Raw genomic sequence first — 24,562 nt, 5'->3', positions numbered from 1 at the left:
GCCGCGCGGTGTGCATGCCGGCGACGGCATCCGCCGATGTGCATCGCGACCGTGCGGCCCACTAGCCTGACGCGAGGACAACAGGAAGTGGCGCGCATGACGTGGTGGGCGAAGGTCGTTTCGGTGGGCGCAGGTCTCGCGCTCGTGATGGCGGCGGCGCTTCCCGCCGCGGCGTCGACCGAGGAGGACGAGCCCACGGCCCCCCGGCCCCTCAGTGAGAGACTCGCCCTGCTCGCCGGCGAGATCGGCGACGATCCCGATGACCTGGCGGCCGAGATCGGCCTCCCGGCATCCGGCGCCGGCTCGTTGCAGGCCGACGAGGACGGCCGCATCTCGGTGACGGTGCAGTACCGCACCCGGCCCGACGCCGAGGCCCTGGCGGATCTGGAGCGCCTGGCGCACATCAGGGCGACGTTCTCTTTCTCATCCGCCGTGTCCGCCTCGGCCTTCGCCTCGGATCTCGCCGCCGTCGCGGCGCTGCCCCAGGTGGTGGCTGTCGCGGTCGACCTGCGCGCAGCCACCGGGGCGCACCGCTCGGATGCCGCCACGAGCATGCCGGCGGACACCGGGGTGCCGAACGCGGTCGGCGACGGGTGCCGTGCGGTGCCCGTGGAGGCCGACGGGCCGCTGCGCAGCGCCGAGGCGCGCGAGAGGTTCGGCGTCGACGGCACCGGTGTGACGATCGGCATCATCTCGGACTCGTTCGCGAGCCTGTCCTCGCCCACCGACCCGGAGGAGGACGTGGACCTCGGGGTGCTGCCCGGGCCGGGGAACCCGTGCGGGTACGACACTCCGGTCGAGGTTCTCGAGGACGGCGACGGCGGCGACGAGGGGCGTGCGATGGCGCAGCTGGTGCACGGCATCGCGCCGGGCGCGCGGCTGATGTTCTCGGCCGCCGGCGAGAGCGAACTCACGATGATCCAGTCGATACTCAACCTGGCCGAGGCGGGTGCCGACATCATCGTGGACGACATCTCGTTCTACTCCGAGCTCTACTATCAGCCGGGCTTCATCTCCTGGGCGATCGACCAGGTCGAGCAGCAGGGCGTGACCTACTTCACCTCGATCGGCAACTCGACGGGGCTCGGCGAGGACGGCACGCCCAGCGCGGGCCGCCCCATCAGCGGATGGCAGACCGACGCCTACCGGCCAATGGACTGCCCCGCCTGGGTCGAGATCGGCGAGGGCGAGGCGCGGGACTGCCTCGACTTCGACCCGGGGCCCGGGCAGGACGCGACCGACACGATCCGGCTCTCCGCCGACAACCCCCTCTCGATCGTGCTCGGGTGGGGCGAGGTCGCCTTCGGCACCGAGAGCGACTTCACGCTGCAGTTCTACAGCGACGGCGACGATCCCGAGCTGCTCGCCGAGAGCGCGCGCTCGTCTGCGGTCACGCCGAATGGTGCGCTGTTCACCCCCATGGAACGCCCGGCGGGCGAGCACCAGTTCGTCCTGGTGCGCACGGCCGGTGCCGACGGCGACCCGCCACCGGTCTGGTTCGGCGCGATCGGGGGCGGCGGGGGCATGCTCGAGCGCGAGTACGACCGCTCGGCCGGGGGCGACGTGGTGGGTCCGACGGCCTACGGGCACCAGGCGGACGGCTACGCCAACGCGGTGGGCGCGGCGTACTGGGACGACGTCGATCAGACCGAGGAGTTCAGCTCGCTCGGCCCGGGCACGCAGCTGTTCGGCCTGATCGACGCGATGGAGCCCATTCCCTCGCCGGCGCTGCCGGATCCGATCACGCATCACTCGCCCGTCCTCACCTCGGTCGATGGCACGCGCACCAGCTTCTTCGGCAGCGAGAGCGAGGGCCCGAGCGGTCCCGAGTACCGCTTCTACGGGACCTCGGCGGCCGCGCCGAACGCGGCGGCGGTCGTCGCCCTCGCGGCCGAGTACGATCCGGATGCCGCGTCCGACGACCTTCTCGCCGCCGCCCGGGGGACCGCGGCCACGATGGACAACCCGCTCGCGGAACTCGGCTTCGCCGACGCGGATGTCTTCGGCGCCGGGCTGATCGACGCGACGGCGATGCTGGGCGTGCTCGACGTGCCATCCGTCGGGGGTCTCACGACCACGGCGGGGACGGACGCGGTCGACGTCGCATGGGCGGCGCTGCCGGCGGCCGCCTCCTACGAGGTGCGCATCTCGGGGCGCGGCATCGACGAGTCGGTCATCGTCGGGGCGGACGAGCAGGCGCACCGGTTCGAGGGGCTCGTGCCCGAGACCGATTACACCGTCGCGGTGGCCGCGCGCAACGCCGACGGGCGAGCGGGGCCGGCGACGACCGCCGCCGTGACGACCCTTCGCCCCGCCGAACCGGCCGGTCCGGGACCGGCGCCCGCCGAGGATCAGCTCACGGATGCCGCCCGAGGCGGTCTCGTGGCGACGCCCGACCCCGTCCGCGCGGGGGAGCGACTGACGCTGTCGGGCCTGCCCGCATCCCAATGGATGGCGGTGTGGTTCCGTTCCGACGCGACCTTCGCCGGATGGGTCTGGACGGGCGCGTCCGGGACCGCCGGGGTGGACGTGCCGTCGTCGCTGCCCGCGGGCGAGCACGCCGTCGCGGCGATGCGCACCGACGGCACGGTCGCCGCCTGGGCGCCGGTGACGGTGACGTCGGGATCGGTGGACCCCTCGCCGTCGGGCCGGCTCGCCTCATCGGGCTCCGAGCCCGTCCCCGCCGGGGCGCTGGCCGGCGCCGCGCTGCTCCTGGGCTCGCTGCTGCTCATCCACCGGCGCCGGGCGCGTCGCGGGGCGTGAGGGCGCTCGTCGGCGCCGAGGGGGCACACGCGGGGTTTGACCCCTTCCGCACGCCCGCCTATCATTGACCGGGTGTGCGTCCACACGCGCCTCTCCCGTGTCTCGGCACGTTTCGTCCTGAAACGTGAACGACGCGGTGGGGAGCGAGGACGCCGCATCGGGAACGGGCCTGCGAACAGGCCACCCCCACGGCATATCCACTTTCGACTGCGCGGCTGACGTCGTGCCGCGCCGGTGGATCGACGTGAAACCGGATGCCGCGGCATCCGGCAGAAGCACACGAACGCTGTCACCGTGCAGCACTACAAGGAGAACACGTGCCAACCATTCAGCAGTTGGTTCGAAAGGGGCGCTCGCCGAAGGTCGTCAAGACCAAGGCTCCCGCGCTGAAGTCGAACCCCCAGCAGCGCGGCGTCTGCACCCGCGTCTACACGACCACCCCCAAGAAGCCCAACTCGGCGATGCGCAAGGTCGCCCGTGTCAAGCTCTCGAACGGCACCGAGGTCACCGCGTACATCCCGGGTGAGGGTCACAACCTCCAGGAGCACTCGATGGTGCTCGTCCGCGGCGGTCGTGTGAAGGACCTTCCCGGTGTGCGTTACAAGATCGTGCGTGGCGCTCTCGACACGCAGGCCGTCAAGAACCGTAAGCAGGCGCGCAGCCGCTACGGCGCGAAGAAGGGTTAAGCACCATGCCTCGCAAGGGACCCGCCCCGAAGCGCCCCGTCGTCAACGACCCGGTATACGGCGCACCCATCGTCACGCAGCTCGTCAACAAGATCCTCGTCGACGGCAAGAAGTCGCTCGCTGAATCGATCGTCTACAACGCCCTCGCAGGCGTCGAGGCGAAGAACAGCCAGGATGCCGTCGCGACGCTCAAGAAGGCCCTCGACAACGTGCGCCCGACCCTCGAGGTCCGCAGCCGCCGCGTCGGCGGCTCGACCTACCAGGTGCCCGTCGAGGTCAAGCCGCACCGCGCGAACACCCTCGCGCTGCGCTGGCTCGTCAGCTACGCCAAGTCGCGTCGTGAGAAGACGATGACCGAGCGTCTGCAGAACGAGATCCTCGACGCCTCGAACGGTCTCGGCGCCGCTGTGAAGCGTCGTGAAGACACCCACAAGATGGCCGAGTCCAACCGCGCCTTCGCGCACTACCGCTGGTAACCACGTTCGACTCTCTACGTTTCGACTCGGACTTCGTCCTCGCTCAACGGCCGGAAACCCAACCGGTCGTTGAGCGAGCGAAGCGAGACGAAACGCGCGAGACGAAACGACCTCTCCCGATCGACAGCTAAGGAAGACATCCCGTGGCACAAGACGTGCTCACCGACCTCAAGAAGGTCCGCAACATCGGCATCATGGCTCACATCGATGCCGGCAAGACGACGACGACCGAGCGCATCCTGTTCTACACCGGCGTCAACCACAAGATCGGCGAGACCCACGACGGTGCGGCGACGACCGACTGGATGGAGCAGGAGCAGGAGCGTGGCATCACGATCACCTCCGCCGCCGTCACCTCCTTCTGGGAGGGCTCCCAGATCAACATCATCGACACCCCGGGCCACGTCGACTTCACGGTCGAGGTCGAGCGCTCCCTGCGCGTGCTCGACGGCGCGGTCGCCGTCTTCGACGGCAAGGAGGGTGTCGAGCCCCAGTCCGAGACGGTGTGGCGTCAGGCCGACAAGTACAACGTCCCCCGGATCTGCTTCGTCAACAAGATGGACAAGCTCGGCGCGGACTTCTACTTCACGATCGACACGATCGTCAACCGCCTGAAGGCCAAGCCGCTCGTGCTGCAGATCCCGATCGGCATCGAGAACGACTTCGTCGGCGTGATCGACCTGATCTACGAACGGGCACTGGTGTGGCCGGGCGATGCCAAGGGTGATGTCACCATGGGCGCCAAGTACGAGGTGCAGGAGATCCCCGCCGATCTCGTCGAGAAGGCCGCGGAGTACCGCGAGATGCTGCTCGAGGCCGTCGCCGAATCCGACGAGGCGCTGCTCGAGAAGCACTTCAGCGGCGAAGGGCTCACGCCCGAGGAGATCAAGGCCGCGATCCGCAAGCTGACGATCGCCGGCGAGGCCTACCCCGTGCTGTGCGGGTCGGCTTTCAAGAACCGCGGCGTGCAGCCGATGCTCGACGCGGTCGTGGACTACCTGCCGTCGCCGCTGGACGTGCCCGCCATCGAGGCGCGCGACCCGAAGGACGAAGACAAGATCATCGAGCGTCACTCCGACGCCGAGGAGCCCTTCGCGGCCCTCGCCTTCAAGATCGTGACGCACCCGTTCTTCGGTCGCCTCACCTACATCCGCGTCTACTCCGGTCACCTCGACTCCGGCGCCCAGGTCGTCAACTCGACCAAGGGCAAGAAGGAGCGCATCGGGAAGATCTTCCAGATGCACGCCAACAAGGAGAACCCGGTCGACTCGGTCACGGCGGGTCACATCTACGCCGTGATCGGGCTGAAGCAGACCACCACGGGTGACACGCTCTCCGACTCCGACGCGCAGGTCGTGCTCGAGTCGATGACGTTCCCCGAGCCGGTCATCGAGGTCGCGATCGAGCCGAAGACCAAGGCCGACCAGGAGAAGCTCAGCACGGCGATCCAGAAGCTCGCCGAAGAGGACCCCACCTTCCGCGTCGAGCAGAACTCCGAGACCGGTCAGACCGTCATCCGCGGTATGGGCGAGCTGCACCTCGACATCCTGGTCGACCGCATGAAGCGCGAGTTCCGTGTCGAGGCGAACGTCGGCAAGCCGCAGGTGGCCTACCGCGAGACGATCCGCAAGACCGTCGAGCGGCACGACTACACCCACAAGAAGCAGACCGGTGGATCGGGGCAGTTCGCGAAGATCCAGTTCGCGCTGTCCCCGCTCGAGGTCACGGGCGACACGGTGTACGAGTTCGAGAACAAGGTCACGGGTGGCCGCATCCCGCGCGAGTACATCCCTTCGATCGATGCCGGCTTCCAGGACGCGATGAACGTCGGCGTGCTGGCGGGCTACCCGCTGGTGGGCGTCAGGGCGACCCTGCTCGACGGCGCCGCGCACGACGTGGACTCCTCGGAGATGGCGTTCAAGATCGCCGGGTCGATGGGCTTCAAAGAGGCCGTCCGCAAGGCCAGCCCCGCGTTGCTCGAGCCGGTCATGGCGGTGGAGGTGCGTACTCCCGAGGAGTACATGGGCGATGTCATCGGCGACCTCAACAGCCGTCGCGGACAGGTCCAGTCGATGGAGGATGCCGCGGGCGTCAAGGTGGTGCGCGCGAACGTGCCGCTGTCCGAGATGTTCGGCTACATCGGCGACCTTCGTTCGAAGACCTCGGGTCGGGCCGTCTACTCCATGGAGTTCGACAGCTACGCCGAGGTTCCCAAGAACGTCGCCGAGGAGATCATCCAGAAGACGGGCGAATAGTCCGCCTTCGGATATGCCGCGGCATTCGATTCCTACAATTTCATAACTAGACTGAGAACCATCCCCGTAGAGAACCGGTCGCAATCCAGTGCCCGGAGCTTCTACATGAACGTCCTGAGGAGGACCCTGTGGCTAAGGCCAAGTTCGAGCGGACCAAGCCGCACCTGAACATCGGAACGATCGGTCACGTCGACCACGGCAAGACCACGCTGACCGCGTCGATCTCGAAGGTGCTCGCTGACAAGTACCCGTCGGCCACCAACGTGCTGCGCGACTTCGCGTCGATCGACTCGGCACCCGAGGAGCGTCAGCGCGGCATCACGATCAACATCTCGCACGTCGAGTACGAGACCCCGAAGCGTCACTACGCGCACGTCGATGCGCCCGGTCACGCTGACTACATCAAGAACATGATCACCGGTGCGGCGCAGATGGACGGCGCGATCCTCGTGGTCGCGGCGACCGACGGCCCGATGGCCCAGACGCGCGAGCACGTGCTGCTGGCCAAGCAGGTCGGCGTCCCGTACCTGCTGGTGGCGCTCAACAAGGCCGACATGGTCGACGACGAGGAGATCCTCGAGCTCGTCGAGCTGGAGGTCCGTGAGCTGCTCTCGAGCCAGAACTTCGACGGCGACAACGCGCCCGTCATCCGCGTCTCGGGCCTGAAGGCCCTCGAGGGTGACGAGAAGTGGGTCAACGCGGTCCTGGAGCTCATGGAGGCCGCGGACGAGTCGATCCCCGAGCCGGTGCGCGACAAGGACAAGCCGTTCCTGATGCCCGTGGAGGACGTCTTCACGATCACCGGTCGTGGCACGGTCGTGACGGGTCGCGCGGAGCGCGGCACGCTCAAGATCAACTCCGAGGTCGAGATCGTGGGTCTGCGCCCGACGCAGAAGACGACGGTCACCGGTATCGAGATGTTCCACAAGCAGCTCGACGAGGCCTGGGCCGGCGAGAACTGTGGTCTGCTCCTGCGCGGCACCAAGCGTGACGACGTCGAGCGCGGCCAGGTCGTCGTGAAGCCGGGTTCGGTCACGCCGCACACCAACTTCGAGGGCACGGCGTACATCCTGTCCAAGGACGAGGGTGGGCGTCACAACCCCTTCTACACGAACTACCGTCCGCAGTTCTACTTCCGCACCACGGACGTCACCGGCGTCATCTCGCTGCCCGAGGGCACCGAGATGGTCATGCCCGGTGACACCACCGACATGTCGGTCGAGCTGATCCAGCCGATCGCCATGGAAGAGGGACTCGGCTTCGCGATCCGTGAGGGTGGCCGCACCGTCGGCGCCGGCACGGTGACGAAGATCATCAAGTGAGCTGATCTCAACTCACCGACAGGGGTCGGGCCTTCGGGCCCGGCCCCTTCGTCGTGCGCCCGGGCCTTGGCGCCCGGCATCCACCCCACCTCCGGTCGTTGTGGCTGCACTTTCCGGCCTCGGCTGCGGTTATTCCTGCCGCCCGCGCCGCAAAGTGCAGCCGCAACGGGGCGGGGACGGCACCCGCGCCGAGAAGTGCAGCCGCAACGGGATGCCGCTGCCGCCGCGCTACGGCGTGAGGTTGTCCGAGACGTCGGCGCTGTCCGGAACCTCCAGCGCCGTGTCCACGCCCGTGATGACGTTGCCGGCGATGCGCCCCCAGCCGGTGGAGTCGGTGACGCGGACGCCGAGCGTGGCCCCCGCGCCGACCAGTTCGTTGCGCTCGACGAGGTAGTCGCTCGTGTCGCTGAGGGCCGCTCCGACGCCGCCGAAGCCGCTCAGGCGGTTGTCGGTGACGCGCAGACCGGCGGTGCGCCCCACGGTCAGCACGCCGTCCTCGACCTCGCCCCCCTGGGTCGCACCGGTGTTGCCGTCGACCGTGACGTCGGTGGGCACCTGGTCGCCGGTGCCCTGCACCACCACGAACGCGCGCGCGTCGGCGCCCGCATCCACGACCAGCGAGTTGCCGATGATCTGCGCGCGCTCCACGCCTCCGTAAACCATGATGGGCGCCCGGCGCGGGTCGTAGTTCTGCCCCTGCCCGTCGTCGGACGTGCGGGTGTAGAGGATGGTGTTGCCGCTGACGATGCTGTCGTGCGACTGCAGGATGACGGCGATGCTCCACCAGGTGGCATCGGCCACGGTGTTGCCGGTGATGGTGGTGTGCGCGACGTTCTCGCTGACGATCGACCGGCGGAACTGCCCGTAGACGACGTTGCCGCTGATCGTGACCATCGCCGCGGAGTGTGGCGCGTCCTCGGCGTTGTCGAGGGTGATGCTCTCGGTGTGGATGCCGACCCGGGCGTCGGTGCCGGGTTTGGCGTTGACGATGTTGCCCGTCACGGTCGCCTGGGCTCCCCAGACGACGATCCCGTCGCCGCGGTCCTCGCCGATGCCCTCCTCGGAATCCGGGCCGCCGCCCGCGCCGACGACGTCCTTGATGCGGTTGTCGGAGATGACGATGTCGTGGTACTCGCCGCCGTAGCGGACGGCGACGCCGTTCTGGAAGCTCTCGATGTGGTTGCCGAGCACGCGCACGTCCGAGGCGTTGATCTCGATGCCGTAGTTGCGGCCTCCCTCGGGCGTGCCCAGCTCGTTCGGGTTGGTCAGCGTGACGCCGGAGATCTCGACGTTGTCGCCGACGACGCTGATCGCCGCGGAGTTCGCGATCCCCTCGGTCCAGCGCAACTCGCCGCCGCCACGCAGTACCGTGTCGGCGGGCAGCTCGATCGTGCCGTCGAGCCGGATGACGCTGCCCGCGGGCACCTCGACGGCACGTACACCGGCTTCGGGCAGACTCGCGATGAAGGCGCGCACGCCGTCCGTCGACACGGACTCGCCGGTCGGGTCGATGCCGGGACCGGCGAGCACGGCCGAGGTGCCGGCCGGAACGGTGGAGGTGATCAGCGGGACGATCGAGGTGACCGTGGGCGAGGGGGCCGACTGCACCTGCACCGCCAGGGGTGCGAGCAGCCAGATGCCACCGGCTACCAGCGCGCACGCCCCCGCGACGGCCACCGGCGCCACCCACGGCGCCCGGCGGCCTCTCCCGGAGGGCGGCCCGTTCCCCGCCTCGCTTCCGTCGGCACCGCGTGCGGCACGCGCGCGCGCGTCATCATCGTCTCCCCGATATGCCCCCAGCATGAGCACATCGTAGCGGCCCCCGGATGACGAACGGATGACGGCCGGATGCCGCGACACGCCCGGGTTGCGCGCATCGAGGGGCGCATGGCAGACTTATCAGGTTCAACATTCCGGTGGCCGCGTCAGTGTGCGCCGGATCACTGCCAGGGCAGTGCATAGGACGCATCGCAGGAATTCGTTTCCGATGCCGAGCCTAGGCCGCGGGCAGCAGAACATCCACACATCCCCACCACCGCGGGTAGCGGGCGCCGTTGCGTGCCCGGGATCGCGACCTGGCCAGGGGATGCCGCGGGCCGAATGGCGTGCGGACTGACAGAAGAACAGCGGTGCAACATCACGTCGCGAACGCGGCGGAAGAAGTGCCCGGCGCGTGAGCGCCGCCGTGCGTCCGATGCGCCCGGTGATCCAACCGGTGTCGTAAGACGCGAGAAAGAGAGTGAGCAGACTATGGCGGGACAGAAGATCCGCATTCGCCTGAAGTCGTATGACCACGCAGGTCTGGATTCGTCGGCGCGCAAGATCGTCGACACCGTGACTCGTGCCGGCGCGACCGTCGTGGGCCCCGTGCCCCTGCCGACCGAGAAGAACGTCGTGTGCGTCATCCGGTCGCCGCACAAGTACAAGGACAGCCGCGAGCACTTCGAGATGCGCACCCACAAGCGTCTGATCGACATCGTCGACCCGACGCCGAAGGCGGTCGACTCCCTGATGCGCCTCGACCTGCCGGCTGACGTCAACATCGAGATCAAGCTCTAGGACTCGCCATGGCAGATATCAACACCAAAGTTTCGAAGGGGATGCTGGGCACCAAGCTCGGCATGACCCAGGTCTGGAACGAGCAGGGCAAGCTCATTCCCGTCACCGTCATCGAGCTCGCGCCCAACGTCGTGACTCAGGTGCGCACGCCCGAGAAGGACGGCTACAACGCCGTGCAGATCGCGTACGGCCAGATCGACCCGCGCAAGGTCAACCAGCCTCTCACGGCCCACTTCGAGGCCGCGGGCGTGACGCCTCGCCGCCACCTCACCGAGATCCGCACCGCGGACGCCTCCGACTACTCACTCGGTCAGGAGCTCTCGGTGGACGGCGTGTTCGAGTCCGGCGAGCTGGTCGATGTCGTCGGCACCAGCAAGGGCAAGGGCACCGCGGGCGTGATGAAGCGCCACAACTTCAAGGGCGTCGGCGCCTCGCACGGTGCGCACCGCAACCACCGCAAGCCCGGCTCGATCGGCGCCTCGGCGACGCCGAGCCGCGTCTTCAAGGGAATGCGCATGGCCGGCCGCATGGGCGGCGAGCGCGTGACCGTCCTCAACCTCACGGTGCACGCCGTCGACGCCGAGAAGGGTCTGCTGCTCGTCAAGGGCGCGGTCCCCGGTGCCCGCGGCCGCATCGTCTACGTCCGCAACGCAGTGAAGGGGGCCTGAGCACATGGCTGACTCGACTCTCGCGCTCGACGTCCGGGGCGCCGACGGCAAGAAGGCAGGCTCCGTGGAGCTGCCCGCCGCGGTCTTCGACGTCAAGACGAACATCCCGCTGATCCACCAGGTCGTCGTCGCGCAGCGTGCCGCGGCACGCCAGGGCACCCACTCGACCAAGCGTCGCGGTGAGGTCTCGGGCGCCGGCCGCAAGCCCTTCAAGCAGAAGGGCACGGGCAACGCCCGTCAGGGCTCGATCCGCGCGCCGCACATGACCGGCGGTGGCATCGTGCACGGACCGAAGCCGCGCGACTACGCGCAGCGCACGCCCAAGAAGATGATCGCGGCCGCTCTGCGGGGCGCGCTCAGCGACCGGGCGCGTGGCGAGCGTCTCCACATCGTGGAGTCGCTCGGGCTCGACAGCACTCCGTCGACGAAGGCCGCGGCGGCGCTGTTCGCCGATGTGAACGCGACCAAGAACGTGCTCGTGGTCATCGACCGCGACGACGAGATCACGGTCAAGAGCGTCCGCAACCTGTCGTACGTGCACGTGCTGCCCTACGACCAGCTCAACGCCTACGACGTGCTCGTCTCCGACGACATCGTCTTCACCAAGGCCGCCTACGACGCCTTCGTCGCGTCGAAGACGGTCTCCGAGGAGGTCTCCGCATGAGCACGCTGAACAGCGCCCTGAACAAGGACCCCCGCGAGGTGATCCTGGCGCCGGTCGTCTCCGAGAAGAGCTACGGCCTGATCGACGAGGGCAAGTACACGTTCGTCGTCGACCCCCGCGCGAACAAGACCGAGATCAAGTTCGCGATCGAGAAGATCTTCGACGTCAAGGTCGCCTCGGTGAACACCGCCAACCGCAACGGCAAGTCGCGCCGCACCCGCTTCGGCATGGGCAAGCGCAAGGACACCAAGCGCGCGATCGTCACGCTCAAGTCGGGCACCATCGACATCTTCACGGCAGTCGGCTGACGGTCGGGATAGGGACGAGAGAATCATGGCTATTCGCAAGCACAAGCCCACGACGCCTGGTCGTCGCGGCTCGTCGGTCTCGGATTTCGCCGAGATCACGCGCTCGACGCCGGAGAAGTCGCTGCTGCGCCCGATCGCGAAGACCGGCGGCCGCAACAACCAGGGCCGCATCACTTCGCGCCACATCGGCGGCGGACACAAGCGCCAGTACCGTCTGATCGACTTCCGTCGCAATGACAAGGACGGCGTCGACGCCAAGGTCGCGCACATCGAGTACGACCCGAACCGCACCGCGCGCATCGCCCTCCTGCACTACGCGGACGGCGAGAAGCGCTACATCCTCGCGCCGAACAAGATGCGCCAGGGCGACACGATCGAGTCCGGCGCCGGCGCTGACATCAAGCCCGGCAACAACCTGCCGCTGCGCAACATCCCGACGGGTACGGTCCTCCACGCCATCGAGCTCCGCCCCGGCGGCGGTGCCAAGATGGCGCGTTCGGCCGGTGCGTCGGTGCGTCTCGTCGCCAAGGACGGTCCCTACGCGCAGCTGCGCCTGCCCTCGGGCGAGATCCGCAACGTCGACGCGCGCTGCCGCGCGACGATCGGCGAGGTCGGCAACGCCGAGCAGTCCAACATCAACTGGGGCAAGGCCGGCCGCAACCGCTGGAAGGGCATCCGCCCGACCGTCCGTGGTGTCGCCATGAACCCGGTCGACCACCCGCACGGTGGCGGTGAGGGCAAGACCTCCGGTGGCCGTCATCCGGTCTCGCCGTGGGGTCAGCAGGAGGGGCGCACCCGCCACGCCAACAAGGAAAGCGACAAGCTCATCGTCCGTCGTCGCAACGCCGGCAAGAAGCGCAAGTAGGTAGGAACAGAAGATGCCACGCAGTCTCAAAAAGGGCCCCTTCGTCGATGAGCACCTGTTTCGCAAGGTTGCCGCTCAGAACGACGCCGGATCCAAGAACGTCATCAAGACCTGGTCACGTCGCTCGATGATCGTGCCGGCCATGCTCGGCCACACGATCGCCGTGCACGACGGTCGCAAGCACATCCCCGTGTTCGTGACGGAATCCATGGTCGGCCACAAGCTGGGCGAGTTCGCGCCCACCCGCACCTTCCGCGGTCACGTGAAGGACGACAAGAAGGGCCGTCGCCGCTGAGGCGACGCGAGGAGGAGAGAGAAATGGTGGAGTCCATCGCCCGTGTGCGACACATCCGCGTGACCCCTCAGAAGGCTCGTCGCGTCGTCGCCCTCATCAAGGGCAAGCAGGCCGAAGAGGCCCTCGCGATCCTGAAGTTCGCGCCGCAGGGTGCGAGCGAGCCGATCTACAAGCTGGTCGCGTCGGCCATGGCCAACGCGCGCGTCAAGGCGGACAAGGACGGCGAGGCCCTGGACGACCAGGATCTGGTCGTGCAGAACGCCTACGTCGACGAGGGCACGACGCTCAAGCGTTTCCGTCCCCGTGCCCAGGGCCGCGCGTTCCAGATCAAGAAGCGCACGAGCCACATCACGGTCGTGCTCTCGACGCCGGCACTCGCCGACTCGTCGATCGACACCACGAGCAGGAAGGCGAGCAAGTAATGGGACAGAAGGTCAACCCGTACGGCTTCCGCCTCGGTATCACCACCGACCACGTGTCGCGCTGGTTCTCCGATTCGACGAAGCCCGGCCAGCGATACGCCGACTACGTGGCCGAGGACATCCGCATCCGCAAGATGCTGAAGACCTCGCTCGACCGCGCCGGCGTGAGCAACATCGAGATCGAGCGCACCCGTGACCGTGTCCGCGTGGACATCCACACGGCGCGACCCGGCATCGTGATCGGCCGCCGCGGCGCCGAGGCCGAGCGCATCCGCGCCGACCTCGAGAAGCTCACCGGCAAGCAGATCCAGCTCAACATCCTCGAGGTCAAGAACCCCGAGGCCGACGCCCAGCTGGTCGCCCAGGGCATCGCCGAGCAGCTGTCGGCGCGTGTCGCCTTCCGCCGCGCGATGCGCAAGGGCATGCAGGGTGCGCAGCGGGCCGGAGCGAAGGGTGTGCGCATCCAGGTCTCGGGCCGTCTCGGCGGCGCCGAGATGAGCCGGTCGGAGTTCTACCGCGAGGGCCGTGTGCCGCTGCACACGCTGCGCGCGAACATCGACTACGGCTTCTACGAGGCCCGCACGACATTCGGCCGCATCGGTGTGAAGGTCTGGATCTACAAGGGCGATCTCACCAACAAGGAGCTCGCTCGCGAACAGGCCAACGCCCCGAAGGCGCCCCGTGGTCGGGATGACCGTGGCGGCGACCGTCGCCGCGGCCCCCGCAACGAGGCCCCTGTCGCAGAAGGAGCGTCCGCCTGATGCTTATCCCCCGCAAGGTCAAGTTCCGCAAGCAGCACCACCCGAGTCGTTCGGGCCAGGCCACCGGCGGCACGAAGGTCTCCTTCGGAGAGTTCGGCATCCAGGCCCTGACCCCGGCGTACGTGACGAACCGTCAGATCGAGTCCGCTCGTATCGCGATGACCCGTCACATCAAGCGTGGCGGCAAGGTGTGGATCAACATCTACCCGGACCGTCCGCTCACCAAGAAGCCCGCCGAGACCCGCATGGGTTCCGGAAAGGGCTCGCCGGAGTGGTGGGTCGCCAACGTCAAGCCGGGCCGCGTCCTGTTCGAGGTCGCGGGCGTCAACGAGGAACTCGCTCGTGAGGCGCTGACCCGTGCAATCCACAAGCTGCCGCTGAAGGCACGCATCATCAAGCGCGAGGAGGGCGACGCGTAATGGCGATCGGCACCAAGGAGCTCGCCCCGGCTGAGCTCGACACGTTCGAAGACCAGCGCCTCGTCGAGGAGCTGCGCAAGGCCAAGGAAGAGCTGTTCAACCTGCGCTTCCAGTCGGCCACCGGCCAGCTCGACAGCCACGGCCGCATCCGCGCCGTCAAGCGCGACATTGCACGGCTCTACACCGTGATCCGTGAGCGCGAGCTGGGCATCCGTGCCACGCCCGCGCCCGCCGAGGTCGCGGCGAAGGCGAAGAAGACGAAGGCGAAGAAGACCGAGGACACCTCGGCCGACGCCGAAGGAGAGGCTGAGTGATGGCCACCACGAAGAAGGCCGAAGAGGCCGCCCCTCAGGTGCGCGGCCACGAGAAGGCCGAGCACGATGTGCGCGACGTCGACGCGCGCGGCTACCGCAAGGCGCGCCGCGGCTACGTCGTCAGCGACCGCATGGACAAGACGATCACCGTCGAGGTCGAGGACCGCGTCAAGCACGCGCTCTACGGCAAGGTCCTGCGTCGCACCTCGAAGGTCAAGGTGCACGACGAGGAGAACTCGGCCGGCATCGGCGACCTCGTCCTGATCAACGAGACCCGCCCGCTGAGCGCGACCAAGCGCTGGCGGCTGGTCGAGATCCTCGAGAAGGCGAAGTAAGAAATGATTCAGAACGAATCCCGCCTCAAGGTCGCCGACAACAGCGGCGCGAAGGAGATCCTCACCATCCGCGTGCTGGGCGGCTCGAGCCGTCGCTACGCGGGCGTGGGCGATATCATCGTCGCCACCGTCAAGGACGCGATCCCGGGCGGCAACGTCAAGAAGGGCGATGTCGTCAAGGCCGTCGTCGTGCGCACGGTCAAAGAGACCCGTCGCCCCGACGGCTCGTACATCAAGTTCGATGAGAACGCCGCCGTGATCCTGAAGAACGACGGGGAGCCGCGCGGCACCCGCATCTTCGGGCCGGTCGGCCGTGAACTGCGCGATCGGCGATTCATGAAGATCGTCTCGCTCGCCCCGGAGGTGCTGTAACCCATGGCGAACATCAAGAAGGGCGACCTCGTCCAGGTCATCTCGGGTCCCAAGCCCGAGCGCGGCGGCGACCGCGGCAAACAGGGCAAGGTCCTTGAGATCGTGCCCGGTTCCGACCGCGTGATCGTCGAGGGCGTCAACTACGTCACGCGCCACACGCGCGTCGGGCAGACGCAGCGCGGCACGAAGACGGGTGGCGTCGAGACCATCGAGGCCCCGATCCACATCTCGAACGTCGCCGTCGTCGACCCCGAGACGAAGAAGCCGACCCGCGTCGGCCACCGCGTCGAGGAGCAGACGAAGGACGGCGTCAAGCGCACCGTCCGCGTGCGCTACGCGAAGAAGTCAGGTAAGGACCTCTGAATATGAGCACCACTGCCGTTGCGACTGGCAAAATCCAGCCGCGCCTCAAGCAGAAGTACCGTGCCGAGATCCTGCAGAAGCTGCAGGAGGAGTTCGGGTACCGCAACGTCAACCAGATCCCCGGACTGGTGAAGGTCGTCGTGAACACCGGCGTCGGCGAAGCGGCCCGTGACAGCAAGGTGATCGATGGTGCGGTCGACGACCTCACCCGCATCACCGGCCAGAAGCCGGTCGTCACCAAGGCCCGCAAGTCCATCGCGCAGTTCAAGCTGCGTGAGGGGCAGCCCATCGGCGCGCACGTCACGCTGCGCGGCGACCGGGCCTGGGAGTTCCTCGACCGGCTGGTCTCGCTCGCGCTGCCGCGTATCCGCGACTTCCGCGGCCTGTCGCCCAAGCAGTTCGACGGGCACGGCAACTACACGTTCGGCCTGCAGGAGCAGTCGGTCTTCCACGAGATCGACCAGGACAAGATCGACCGCGTACGCGGCTTCGACATCACCGTCGTCACTTCGGCGACGACGGACGACGAGGGCCGGTCGCTGCTGCGTCACCTCGGCTTCCCGTTCCGCGACGAGTCCGCCCAGCAGTAATCAATCCACCACAGGTCGGCTGCCTTGCACAGGCACGTCGAAACCTGGTGAACGAAGGAACCAAGAACCCATGACAATGACAGACCCGGTCGCAGACATGCTGACCCGTCTGCGCAATGCGAACTCGGCGCACCACGACAGCGTGAGCCTGCCGAGCTCCAAGCTCAAGACGCACATCGCCGACATCCTCAAGCAGGAGGGCTACATCACCGGGTGGGAGGTCGAGGACGCCCGCGTGGGACAGACCCTCACCATGACGCTCAAGTACGGCCCCAACCGCGAGCGGTCGATCGCCGGCATCAAGCGCGTGTCGAAGCCGGGCCTGCGCGTCTACGCCAAGTCCGACGAGCTGCCCACGGTGCTCGGGGGACTCGGCGTCGCCATCCTGTCCACCTCCTCCGGTCTTCTCACCGACCGGCAGGCCGAGCAGAAGGGCGTGGGTGGGGAAGTCCTCGCCTACGTGTGGTGATCCGTCATGTCCCGCATCGGTAAGCTCCCCATCGACATCCCCGCCGGGGTCACCATCACGGTCGACGGTCGCACCGTCGACGTGAAGGGCCCCAAGGGCGAACTGTCCCTGCAGATCGCACAGCCCATCGAGGTCGCGGTCGAGGACAACCAGGTCATCGTCAGCCGTCCGGACGAGGAGCGCGAGTCGCGCTCGCTGCACGGTCTGACGCGCACCCTGATCAACAACAACATCGTCGGCGTGACCCAGGGCTACACCAAGGGCCTCGAGGTCGTCGGCACCGGTTACCGGGTGGCCCAGAAGGGCGGCTCGATCGAGTTCGCCGTCGGCTACTCGCACCCGGTCCTGGTCGAGCCCCCCGCGGGCATCACCTTCGCGGTCGAGGGCAACAACAAGCTCACCGTGAGCGGCATCGACAAGCAGGCCGTGGGCGAGGTCGCCGCGAACATCCGCAAGATCCGCAGGCCCGAGCCCTACAAGGGCAAGGGGATCCGCTACGCCGGCGAAGTTGTCCGGCGTAAGGCCGGAAAGGCTGGTAAGTAACCATGGCTGTGACCTCCAAGTCCGTCGCCCGCGGGCGACGCCACACCCGTCTTCGCAAGAAGGTCGTGGGCACCCCCGAGCGGCCCCGTCTGGTCGTGACCCGTTCGGCTCGCCACGTCTTCGTGCAGCTTGTCGACGACAGCAAGGGCTTCACGCTCGCGTCGGCCTCGACCCTCGAGACCGACCTGCGCGCCTTCGACGGCGACAAGACCGCCAAGGCACGCAAGGTGGGCGAGCTCGTCGCCGAGCGCGCCAAGGTCGCCGGAGTCACCGACGTGGTCTTCGACCGCGGTGGCAACCGCTACGCCGGACGCGTGGCGGCCATCGCCGACGGAGCACGAGAGGGCGGGCTGAACCTGTGAGCACCGACAACAAGGAGAACAACGTGTCCGCCACCACCGAGGCTCCCGCCACGGGGGCTCCCGCCGAGGGCGCCGCCACGGAGGCGCCGGCCGAGCGGGACAACCGCGAGCCCCGCCGCGGCGGGCGCGAGCGCAACCCCAACCGCGACCGCGGTTCGCGCAACGCCGAGAGCCAGTTCCTCGAGCGCGTCGTGACGATCAACCGCGTGTCGAAGGTCGTCAAGGGCGGTCGCCGCTTCAGCTTCACGGCGCTGGTCGTCGTGGGCGACGGCAACGGACTCGTCGGCGTCGGCTACGGCAAGGCGCGCGAGGTCCCGCTGGCGATCTCCAAGGGCGTCGAAGAGGCCAAGCGCAACTTCTTCCGCGTGCCGCGCGCCGGACTCTCGATCCCGCACCCCGTGCAGGGCGAAGCCGCCGCCGGTGTCGTGCTGCTGCGTCCCGCCGCCGCCGGTACCGGTGTCATCGCGGGTGGTCCGGTTCGCGCCGTGCTCGAGTGCGCCGGCATCCACGACGTGCTGTCGAAGTCGCTCGGCTCGTCGAACACGCTCAACATCGTCCACGCGACGGTCGCCGCGCTCAAGGAGCTCGAAGAGCCCCGCGCGGTCGCCGCACGTCGCGGACTCGACTTCGACCACGTCGCGCCTGCGCGTCTGGTGCGTGCCGAGGCCGAGGCAGCCAAGTCGAAGGCAGGTGCGTGATGGCCGCACGACTGAAGGTCACCCAGACCAAGTCCAAGGTGAGCGAGAAGCAGAGCCAGCGCGACACGCTGCGCAGCCTGGGCCTCAAGCGGATCGGCGACTCGGTCGTCCGTCCCGATGACGCGCAGACCCGTGGCTACGTCAACGCCGTCGCTCACCTCGTGAAGATTGAGGAGATCGACTGATGGCCGAGAACGACAAGGCCACGGCGCCGAAGGCTGCGAAGTCACCGGCGGCCAAGGCCGAGAAGAAGCAGGATGCGGCGCGTCCCGGTGTGCTGAAGGTGCACCACCTGCGTCCGGTCCCCGGCGCCCACACCGCCAAGACCCGCGTGGGTCGCGGTGAGGGCTCCAAGGGCAAGACCGCGGGTCGTGGCACGAAGGGCACGAAGGCCCGCAACACCGTGCGCGTCGGCTTCGAGGGTGGGCAGATGCCGCTGCACATGCGCACCCCGAAGCTGCGCGGCTTCAAGAACCCGTTCCGCGTCGAGTACCAGGTCGTGAACCTGGACAAGCTCGCCGAGCTCTACCCGAGCGGTGGCGAGGTGACCGTGGCGGACCTGGTCGCCAAGGGCGCCGTTCGCAAGAACGAGAAGGTCAAGGTGCTCGGCAACGGCGAGATCGGCGTGACGCTGACCGTCGACGTCGACAAGGTCTCGAGTTCCGCGGAACAGAAGATCGTCGCCGCAGGCGGCAGCATCAAATAGCGCTCGTGAAGGGGCCGGGGTGATCCTCCGGCCCCTTCTGCCGTTCCGCACCCCGCGTGAGCCGCGCATCCGCTTCGGTTCTGCCGCCGGGCTCCGCTGGGCTACCCTGGTGGTTGGTCGCCCCCGGGGGCGGTCCCGTCCCCTTCAGGAGGATCCTTCTTGTTCAGCGCTATCGCGCGCGTCTTCCGCACTCCCGATCTGCGCCGGAAGATCGCCTTCACCCTGGGCATCATCGTGCTCTACCGCGCCGGTGCGCACGTGCCGACGCCGTTCGTCGACTTCATCAATGTGCAGTCGTGCATCGGCCAGAACCAGGGGACCGAGGGCCTGCTCTCGCTCGTCAACCTGTTCTCGGGCGGCGCGCTGCTGCAGCTGTCGATCTTCGCGCTCGGCGTGATGCCGTACATCACGGCGACGATCATCACGCAGCTGCTGCGCGTGGTCATCCCGCACTTCGAGGCGCTGCACAAGGAGGGCCAGGCCGGTCAGGCGCGCCTCACGCAGTACACGCGGTACCTGACGATCGCGCTCGCGCTGCTGCAGTCGACCACGCTCGTGACGGTCGCCCGCAGCGGTCAGCTGTTCGGCAACACCGGCGTCGCCGCCTGCGACAACCTCCTCACCAACGAGGTGTGGTGGGCGCAGCTGCTGATGATCATCACGATGACGGCCGGCACCGGCCTGATCATGTGGTTCGCCGAGCTCGTGACCGAGCGCGGTGTGGGCAACGGCATGTCGCTGCTGATCTTCACCTCCATCGCGGCCACCTTCCCGGGCGCACTGTGGGGCATCTGGCAGTCGAACGGGTTCGAGACCTTCCTGCTCGTCCTCGCCGTCGGCGTGGTCGTCATCGGGCTCGTCGTCTTCGTCGAACAGTCGCAGCGGCGCATTCCGGTGCAGTACGCCAAGCGCATGGTCGGGCGCCGCACCTACGGCGGCACGAACACCTACATCCCGATCAAGGTGAACATGGCGGGCGTCGTGCCGGTCATCTTCGCGTCGTCGCTGCTGTACATCCCCGCGCTGATCGCGCAGTTCAACCAGCCCGCCCCCGGCGAGGAGCCCCCGGGCTGGGTGGTCTGGATCTCGCAGTACTTCACGACGGGTGATCACCCGCTCTACATGCTGGTGTACTTCCTGCTCATCATCGGCTTCACGTACTTCTACGTCGCGATCACGTTCAACCCGGTCGAGGTGGCCGACAACATGAAGCGCTACGGCGGGTTCATCCCCGGCATCCGCGCCGGCCGCCCCACCGCCGAGTACCTCGACTACGTGCTCACCCGCATCACGCTGCCGGGCTCGATCTACCTCGGTCTGATCGCGCTTCTGCCGCTCATCGCCCTGGCGACCGTCGGTGCCAACGCGAACTTCCCGTTCGGCGGCGCCTCGATCCTGATCATCGTCGGCGTCGGTCTCGAGACGGTCAAGCAGATCGACGCGCAGCTGCAGCAGCGCCACTACGAAGGGCTCCTCCGATGACCCCTGCCGCCACCGCCCGCCTGCTGATCGTGGGCCCGCAGGGCTCGGGAAAGGGCACGCAGGGCGTGCGCATCGGCGAGCGACTCGGCGTGCCGGTCGTCTCGACCGGCGACGTCTTCCGGGCCAACATCGCCGGGGGCACCGAACTCGGTGCCCGGGTTCAGCAGATCGTCGACCGCGGCGACCTGGTGCCCGACGAGCTGACCAGCGAGGTCGTGCGCGACCGGCTGGCGCAACCCGACGCGGCGCACGGCTTCCTGCTCGACGGATACCCGCGCAACCTCGGTCAGGTCGCGCACCTGGACGACTTCCTCGCCGGTCGGGGCGAGAGCCTCGACGCGGTCATCGAGTTGCACGTGCCCCGCGCCGAGAGCATCGCCCGGCTGCGTCTGCGCGCCGAGGAGCAGGGTCGCACCGACGACACCACCGAGGTCATCGCGAGGCGACTGGACATCTACGAGAACGAGACCGCGCCGATCCTCGACGTGTACGGCAGCCGTGGGATCGTCGACCGGATCGACGGCGTCGGCACGCTCGATGAGATCACCGAGCGCATCTTCGCCGCTCTGGCGGCTCGCGCGATCACGCCCGCCTGACGTGGGTCTGCGTCGCTCGATCTACAAGACGCCCGCGCAGCTGCGGGCGATGGTCCAACCCGGGCTGATCACCGCCGACGCGCTGGCGGCCGTCCGGGCGCTCGCCGCTCCCGGCGTCACCACACTCGAACTGGATGCCGCGGCATCCGCCGTCATCACGGCCGCGGGAGCGCGCTCGAACTTCCAGCTGGTCCCCGGCTACCGGCACACGGTCTGCGCGTCGGTGAACGAGCAGGTCGTGCACGGCATCCCGGGCGAACGGGTGCTCGAAGCCGGCGACATCCTCTCGATCGACGCGGGGGCCGAGCTGCAGGGTTGGAACGGCGACGCGGCCTTCACGACGGTGCTGCCCGACCCGGGCCGTCCCGAGGTCGTGGCCGAGCTCGAGGAGCTGTCCCGCGTGACGCAGGGATCGCTCTGGGCGGGGATCGCGGCGCTGGCCACGGCGAGGCACCTGGGCGAGGTCGGGGCGGCGATCGAGGCGCACATCGACGCCGAGGCCGAGCAGACGGGGCGGGTGTACGGCATCCTGCGCGACTATGTCGGTCACGGCATCGGCCGCAAGATGCACGAGGACCCGCCGGTGTTCAACTACGGCACGTCGGAGCGAGGTGCGCGGGTGCGCCCCGGGCTGGTGGTGGCGATCGAGCCGATGGTCGTCGCAGGCGACGAGGCCACGCTCGTCGAGGACGACGGGTGGACGGTGTCGAGCGTCGACGGGTCGCCCGGCTCCCATTGGGAGCACAGCGTCGCCGTGCATGATGACGGTATCTGGGTGCTCACGGCACACGACGGCGGAGCCGCCGGTCTGGCACCCTTCGGCGTCCGTCCGACGCCGATCGCATGAGCTGAGACGAAAAGAGGCGCATATGGCCGCGGGTGCGGGCAAGAAGAACTGGTTCGCGATCTGGATGTCGGTCGCGGTGGTCGTCGTGCTCGTCGGGGCGGGCGCGGTGGTCGTCTGGATGAACAACCAGGCCTCGGCGCCGGGACCGGCGCCGGATGCGGCGATCGTGAACGAGGAGACCGGCGCGATCGCGGTGGGCGACGGTGAGACGGTCGTCGCCACGTACATCGACTTCATGTGCCCCATCTGCAACCAGTTCGAGGAGATCTACGGCGAGACCCTCAATGAGCTGGTCGCGGACGACTCCATCACGCTGGAGTACCACCCGGTCGCGATCCTCGACAACGTCTCGCAGGGCACGGAGTACTCCACGCGGGCGGCGAATGCGCTGTACTGCGTCGCCGAGTCCTCGCCCGAGGCGGTGACGCCTTTCGTCCAGGCCATGTACGCCAACCAGCCCGCGGAGGGATCGGCCGGTCTCACCGATGAGCAGATCATCGAGATCGCCGAGACCGCGGGCGCCACGGGCGTGACGGAGTGCATCGAGGGCGGCACGTACGAGCGGTACGTGGCGACCCAGACCGCCAACATGCCGGCCGACGAGACCGGAGCGCGAGGCACCCCGACGGTGCTCGTGGACGGAGAGCGGCTCACCCTCACCGGCGACCCGCAGATCGACATCGTCGACCGGCTGCCGTGATCGCAGCATCCAGCGACGGCATCGACGGCGCCGGATGGACAGCGGGGTCATCGTAGGGTAATCTCGATCTTTGGTGCGTTGCGCCATCTTTCGGCGTGTCCCCTGAGGCGGCGTCTGCCAAGACGCGAGAGCTTCTCGAGGCCCCGTACCATCCATCACATCCACCGCAGATCGACCGGTCTGCTCAAGCGTCAGCGAGGCTATGGCTAAGAAAGACGGTGTCATCGAGATCGAGGGCGTCATCTCCGAGGCGCTCCCGAATGCGATGTTCCGCGTGGAGCTCACCAACGGACACAAGGTGCTCGCCACGATCTCGGGAAAGATGCGGCAGAACTACATCCGGATCATCCCCGAGGACCGCGTCGTCGTGGAGCTCTCGCCCTACGACCTCACGCGCGGCCGCATCGTCTACCGCTACCGCTAGACCGGTCGAGAAGTAACGGCCCGAACCGGATGCCGCGCGCCGGCATCCGTGCAGGGCACGAAGACAGCGAACAGGAAAAAACATGAAGGTCAACCCCAGCGTCAAGCCGATCTGCGATCACTGCAAGGTGATCCGCCGCCACGGCCGCGTGATGATCATCTGCAAGTCCAACCCGCGCCACAAGCAGCGCCAGGGTTGATTCGAGCCGGATCACGCGCGCTCTGCGCGCTGATGCGGCTCGAATCAAGATTGAGCGAGGGCCGCAGGCCCGAGTCAAAATCTCAGAGAACGTACAACTCAATATCGTGAGCGCGGCAGTCGCTTCGGCTCGCTTCGCTCGCTCAACGACCGGAAGGTCGTGAACACACAGGCAGTTCCAGAACCCGCATCCGTGCGGGGGACACCCCGGGCTGGAGGCCCGGGCACCGGACCTGCTCCACACCTCCACCACACTCCTTTGGAGACGACATGGCACGTCTAGCCGGCGTCGACATCCCGCGCGACAAGCGCGTGGTGATCGCCCTGACTTACATCTACGGCGTAGGCCGTACCCGCTCGAGCGAGATCCTCGCCGCGACCGGGATCGAATCCGATGTCCGCGTCAAGGACCTGAGCGACGAGCAGCTCGTCGCGCTGCGCGATCACATCGAAGGCACCTACAAGGTGGAGGGTGACCTTCGCCGCGAGGTCGCCGCCGACATCCGCCGCAAGGTCGAGATCGGCTCGTACGAGGGCATCCGCCACCGTCGCGGCCTGCCCGTGCGCGGTCAGCGCACCAAGACCAACGCCCGCACGCGCAAGGGCCCCAAGCGCACCGTCGCCGGCAAGAAGAAGGCGCGCTAGGCCTCCGCCGGCGTCCCAGGTTTAGGAGAAGAACGTTATGGCACAGGCCAAGACCGCCGCGCGCAAGCCGCGCCGCAAAGAGAAGAAGAACATCGCGCTGGGCCACGCCCACATCAAGTCGACGTTCAACAACACCATCGTGTCGATCACCGACCCCTCGGGCGCTGTCATCAGCTGGGCGTCCTCCGGTGGAGTCGGGTTCAAGGGCTCGCGCAAGTCGACGCCGTACGCGGCCGGCATGGCCGCCGAGTCCGCCGCGCGCCAGGCGCAGGACCACGGTGTCAAGAAGGTCGACGTGTTCGTGAAGGGACCGGGTTCGGGTCGTGAGACCGCGATCCGCTCGCTGACGGCCGCCGGCCTCGAGGTGGGGTCGATCCAGGACGTGACGCCGCAGGCGCACAACGGCTGCCGCCCGCCCAAGCGCCGCCGCGTCTGACGCTGCTGCCGGGATGTCC

34 protein-coding genes are annotated in these 24,562 nt (G+C 68.0%); 33 read left to right on the top strand and 1 reads right to left on the bottom strand.

The genetic code is table 11. From position 1 onward, the window contains the following. Positions 1 to 96 precede the first annotated feature (96 nt). The 5 genes from M4I32_RS07455 to tuf all read left to right on the top strand — a co-directional run bounded on the left by M4I32_RS07455 (position 97) and on the right by tuf (position 7,502). Positions 97 to 2,763, top strand: coding sequence for a S8 family serine peptidase (locus M4I32_RS07455; RefSeq protein ID WP_413466800.1), 2,667 nt, complete (start codon positions 97 to 99; stop codon positions 2,761 to 2,763). Between the two features lie 317 nt (positions 2,764 to 3,080). Then, positions 3,081 to 3,449, top strand: a complete 369-nt coding sequence (rpsL, locus tag M4I32_RS07450) for a 30S ribosomal protein S12 (RefSeq protein WP_319033852.1) — start codon at positions 3,081 to 3,083, stop codon at positions 3,447 to 3,449. A 5-nt stretch (positions 3,450 to 3,454) separates the two neighbouring features. Then, a complete protein-coding gene (gene rpsG, locus M4I32_RS07445; RefSeq protein WP_319033851.1) occupies positions 3,455 to 3,925 on the top strand; it encodes a 30S ribosomal protein S7 in 471 nt (156 codons plus the stop codon). Between the two features lie 143 nt (positions 3,926 to 4,068). Then, positions 4,069 to 6,180, top strand: a complete 2,112-nt coding sequence (gene fusA / locus M4I32_RS07440; RefSeq protein ID WP_319033850.1) for an elongation factor G — start codon at positions 4,069 to 4,071, stop codon at positions 6,178 to 6,180. A gap of 128 nt (positions 6,181 to 6,308) precedes the next feature. Then, positions 6,309 to 7,502 (top strand): elongation factor Tu, encoded by a 1,194-nt coding sequence (gene tuf / locus M4I32_RS07435; protein ID WP_319033849.1) that lies wholly within the window; start codon positions 6,309 to 6,311, stop codon positions 7,500 to 7,502. Positions 7,503 to 7,730: 228 nt separating this feature from the next. Here the strand turns inward: tuf and M4I32_RS07430 are convergent, their stop codons facing one another. Further along, positions 7,731 to 9,305 (bottom strand): NosD domain-containing protein, encoded by a 1,575-nt coding sequence (locus M4I32_RS07430; RefSeq protein ID WP_319033848.1) that lies wholly within the window; start codon positions 9,303 to 9,305, stop codon positions 7,731 to 7,733. A gap of 447 nt (positions 9,306 to 9,752) precedes the next feature. On the opposite strand from M4I32_RS07430, the gene rpsJ reads away from it, so the two are divergent. The 28 genes from rpsJ (at position 9,753) to rpsK (ending at position 24,543) form a co-directional block, all read left to right on the top strand. Continuing rightward, complete coding sequence (gene rpsJ, locus M4I32_RS07425; RefSeq protein ID WP_039403048.1) at positions 9,753 to 10,061, top strand: 30S ribosomal protein S10; 309 nt, start codon at positions 9,753 to 9,755, stop codon at positions 10,059 to 10,061. A gap of 8 nt (positions 10,062 to 10,069) precedes the next feature. Further along, the gene (rplC, locus tag M4I32_RS07420; protein ID WP_319033847.1) at positions 10,070 to 10,729 is read left to right on the top strand and encodes a 50S ribosomal protein L3; all 660 of its coding nucleotides are present in this window, start codon (positions 10,070 to 10,072) and stop codon (positions 10,727 to 10,729) included. A 4-nt stretch (positions 10,730 to 10,733) separates the two neighbouring features. Continuing rightward, positions 10,734 to 11,393, top strand: coding sequence for a 50S ribosomal protein L4 (rplD, locus tag M4I32_RS07415; RefSeq protein WP_319033846.1), 660 nt, complete (start codon positions 10,734 to 10,736; stop codon positions 11,391 to 11,393). Next, complete coding sequence (gene rplW, locus M4I32_RS07410) at positions 11,390 to 11,701, top strand: 50S ribosomal protein L23 (protein ID WP_319033845.1); 312 nt, start codon at positions 11,390 to 11,392, stop codon at positions 11,699 to 11,701. Before rplD ends, rplW begins: the two co-directional genes overlap by 4 nt. A gap of 25 nt (positions 11,702 to 11,726) precedes the next feature. Beyond that, on the top strand, positions 11,727 to 12,566 hold the full coding sequence (gene rplB / locus M4I32_RS07405) for a 50S ribosomal protein L2 (RefSeq protein ID WP_319033844.1): 840 nt from the start codon (positions 11,727 to 11,729) through the stop codon (positions 12,564 to 12,566). A gap of 13 nt (positions 12,567 to 12,579) precedes the next feature. Continuing rightward, complete coding sequence (rpsS, locus tag M4I32_RS07400) at positions 12,580 to 12,861, top strand: 30S ribosomal protein S19 (RefSeq protein ID WP_319033843.1); 282 nt, start codon at positions 12,580 to 12,582, stop codon at positions 12,859 to 12,861. Between the two features lie 23 nt (positions 12,862 to 12,884). Next, on the top strand, positions 12,885 to 13,283 hold the full coding sequence (gene rplV / locus M4I32_RS07395) for a 50S ribosomal protein L22 (protein WP_319033842.1): 399 nt from the start codon (positions 12,885 to 12,887) through the stop codon (positions 13,281 to 13,283). Next, positions 13,283 to 14,044: a 30S ribosomal protein S3 gene (gene rpsC / locus M4I32_RS07390; protein WP_319033841.1), complete on the top strand. Its 762-nt coding sequence runs from the start codon at positions 13,283 to 13,285 to the stop codon at positions 14,042 to 14,044. The genes rplV and rpsC overlap by 1 nt, the downstream gene beginning before the upstream one ends. Continuing rightward, positions 14,044 to 14,463 carry a 50S ribosomal protein L16 gene (rplP, locus tag M4I32_RS07385; RefSeq protein WP_319033840.1) on the top strand — a complete coding sequence of 140 codons (420 nt, stop codon included), beginning with the start codon at positions 14,044 to 14,046 and terminating at the stop codon, positions 14,461 to 14,463. Before rpsC ends, rplP begins: the two co-directional genes overlap by 1 nt. Next, entirely contained in the window at positions 14,463 to 14,777 is a 315-nt protein-coding gene (gene rpmC, locus M4I32_RS07380) for a 50S ribosomal protein L29 (protein ID WP_319033839.1), read from the top strand. The genes rplP and rpmC overlap by 1 nt, the downstream gene beginning before the upstream one ends. Next, complete coding sequence (gene rpsQ / locus M4I32_RS07375; RefSeq protein ID WP_319033838.1) at positions 14,777 to 15,112, top strand: 30S ribosomal protein S17; 336 nt, start codon at positions 14,777 to 14,779, stop codon at positions 15,110 to 15,112. Before rpmC ends, rpsQ begins: the two co-directional genes overlap by 1 nt. Positions 15,113 to 15,115: 3 nt before the next feature. Continuing rightward, positions 15,116 to 15,484 (top strand): 50S ribosomal protein L14, encoded by a 369-nt coding sequence (rplN, locus tag M4I32_RS07370; RefSeq protein WP_319033837.1) that lies wholly within the window; start codon positions 15,116 to 15,118, stop codon positions 15,482 to 15,484. A gap of 3 nt (positions 15,485 to 15,487) precedes the next feature. Continuing rightward, the gene (rplX, locus tag M4I32_RS07365) at positions 15,488 to 15,847 is read left to right on the top strand and encodes a 50S ribosomal protein L24 (RefSeq protein ID WP_319033836.1); all 360 of its coding nucleotides are present in this window, start codon (positions 15,488 to 15,490) and stop codon (positions 15,845 to 15,847) included. Between the two features lie 2 nt (positions 15,848 to 15,849). Beyond that, entirely contained in the window at positions 15,850 to 16,437 is a 588-nt protein-coding gene (gene rplE, locus M4I32_RS07360; RefSeq protein ID WP_319033835.1) for a 50S ribosomal protein L5, read from the top strand. Positions 16,438 to 16,507: 70 nt separating this feature from the next. Further along, entirely contained in the window at positions 16,508 to 16,906 is a 399-nt protein-coding gene (gene rpsH / locus M4I32_RS07355) for a 30S ribosomal protein S8 (RefSeq protein WP_319033834.1), read from the top strand. Positions 16,907 to 16,912: 6 nt separating this feature from the next. After that, the gene (gene rplF / locus M4I32_RS07350; protein WP_319033833.1) at positions 16,913 to 17,449 is read left to right on the top strand and encodes a 50S ribosomal protein L6; all 537 of its coding nucleotides are present in this window, start codon (positions 16,913 to 16,915) and stop codon (positions 17,447 to 17,449) included. 2 nt (positions 17,450 to 17,451) lie between these two features. Further along, positions 17,452 to 17,811, top strand: a complete 360-nt coding sequence (gene rplR, locus M4I32_RS07345; protein WP_319033832.1) for a 50S ribosomal protein L18 — start codon at positions 17,452 to 17,454, stop codon at positions 17,809 to 17,811. Beyond that, complete coding sequence (gene rpsE / locus M4I32_RS07340) at positions 17,808 to 18,509, top strand: 30S ribosomal protein S5 (RefSeq protein WP_413466796.1); 702 nt, start codon at positions 17,808 to 17,810, stop codon at positions 18,507 to 18,509. Before rplR ends, rpsE begins: the two co-directional genes overlap by 4 nt. After that, the gene (rpmD, locus tag M4I32_RS07335; RefSeq protein WP_319033830.1) at positions 18,509 to 18,694 is read left to right on the top strand and encodes a 50S ribosomal protein L30; all 186 of its coding nucleotides are present in this window, start codon (positions 18,509 to 18,511) and stop codon (positions 18,692 to 18,694) included. The genes rpsE and rpmD overlap by 1 nt, the downstream gene beginning before the upstream one ends. Beyond that, a complete protein-coding gene (gene rplO, locus M4I32_RS07330; protein ID WP_319033829.1) occupies positions 18,694 to 19,215 on the top strand; it encodes a 50S ribosomal protein L15 in 522 nt (173 codons plus the stop codon). Before rpmD ends, rplO begins: the two co-directional genes overlap by 1 nt. Positions 19,216 to 19,374: 159 nt before the next feature. After that, the gene (secY, locus tag M4I32_RS07325; RefSeq protein ID WP_319033828.1) at positions 19,375 to 20,697 is read left to right on the top strand and encodes a preprotein translocase subunit SecY; all 1,323 of its coding nucleotides are present in this window, start codon (positions 19,375 to 19,377) and stop codon (positions 20,695 to 20,697) included. Next, on the top strand, positions 20,694 to 21,293 hold the full coding sequence (locus M4I32_RS07320; RefSeq protein WP_319033827.1) for an adenylate kinase: 600 nt from the start codon (positions 20,694 to 20,696) through the stop codon (positions 21,291 to 21,293). Before secY ends, M4I32_RS07320 begins: the two co-directional genes overlap by 4 nt. 1 nt (position 21,294) lies before the next feature. Continuing rightward, positions 21,295 to 22,140, top strand: a complete 846-nt coding sequence (gene map / locus M4I32_RS07315) for a type I methionyl aminopeptidase (RefSeq protein WP_319033826.1) — start codon at positions 21,295 to 21,297, stop codon at positions 22,138 to 22,140. Between the two features lie 22 nt (positions 22,141 to 22,162). Then, on the top strand, positions 22,163 to 22,840 hold the full coding sequence (locus tag M4I32_RS07310) for a DsbA family protein (protein ID WP_319033825.1): 678 nt from the start codon (positions 22,163 to 22,165) through the stop codon (positions 22,838 to 22,840). 202 nt (positions 22,841 to 23,042) lie between these two features. Next, positions 23,043 to 23,264, top strand: a complete 222-nt coding sequence (gene infA, locus M4I32_RS07305; RefSeq protein WP_028496510.1) for a translation initiation factor IF-1 — start codon at positions 23,043 to 23,045, stop codon at positions 23,262 to 23,264. A gap of 82 nt (positions 23,265 to 23,346) precedes the next feature. Then, positions 23,347 to 23,463 (top strand): 50S ribosomal protein L36, encoded by a 117-nt coding sequence (rpmJ, locus tag M4I32_RS07300; protein WP_319033824.1) that lies wholly within the window; start codon positions 23,347 to 23,349, stop codon positions 23,461 to 23,463. A gap of 269 nt (positions 23,464 to 23,732) precedes the next feature. Further along, positions 23,733 to 24,107 (top strand): 30S ribosomal protein S13, encoded by a 375-nt coding sequence (rpsM, locus tag M4I32_RS07295; RefSeq protein ID WP_319033823.1) that lies wholly within the window; start codon positions 23,733 to 23,735, stop codon positions 24,105 to 24,107. A gap of 37 nt (positions 24,108 to 24,144) precedes the next feature. Then, positions 24,145 to 24,543 carry a 30S ribosomal protein S11 gene (gene rpsK / locus M4I32_RS07290; RefSeq protein WP_319033822.1) on the top strand — a complete coding sequence of 133 codons (399 nt, stop codon included), beginning with the start codon at positions 24,145 to 24,147 and terminating at the stop codon, positions 24,541 to 24,543. Positions 24,544 to 24,562: the final 19 nt, after the last annotated feature.

The organism is Microbacterium sp. LRZ72 (genome assembly GCF_033792225.1).
In the GTDB taxonomy this organism is placed as follows: domain Bacteria; phylum Actinomycetota; class Actinomycetes; order Actinomycetales; family Microbacteriaceae; genus Microbacterium.
Note: the sequence above shows the minus strand (reverse complement) of the source record. Positions and strands in the feature narration are given on the sequence as shown.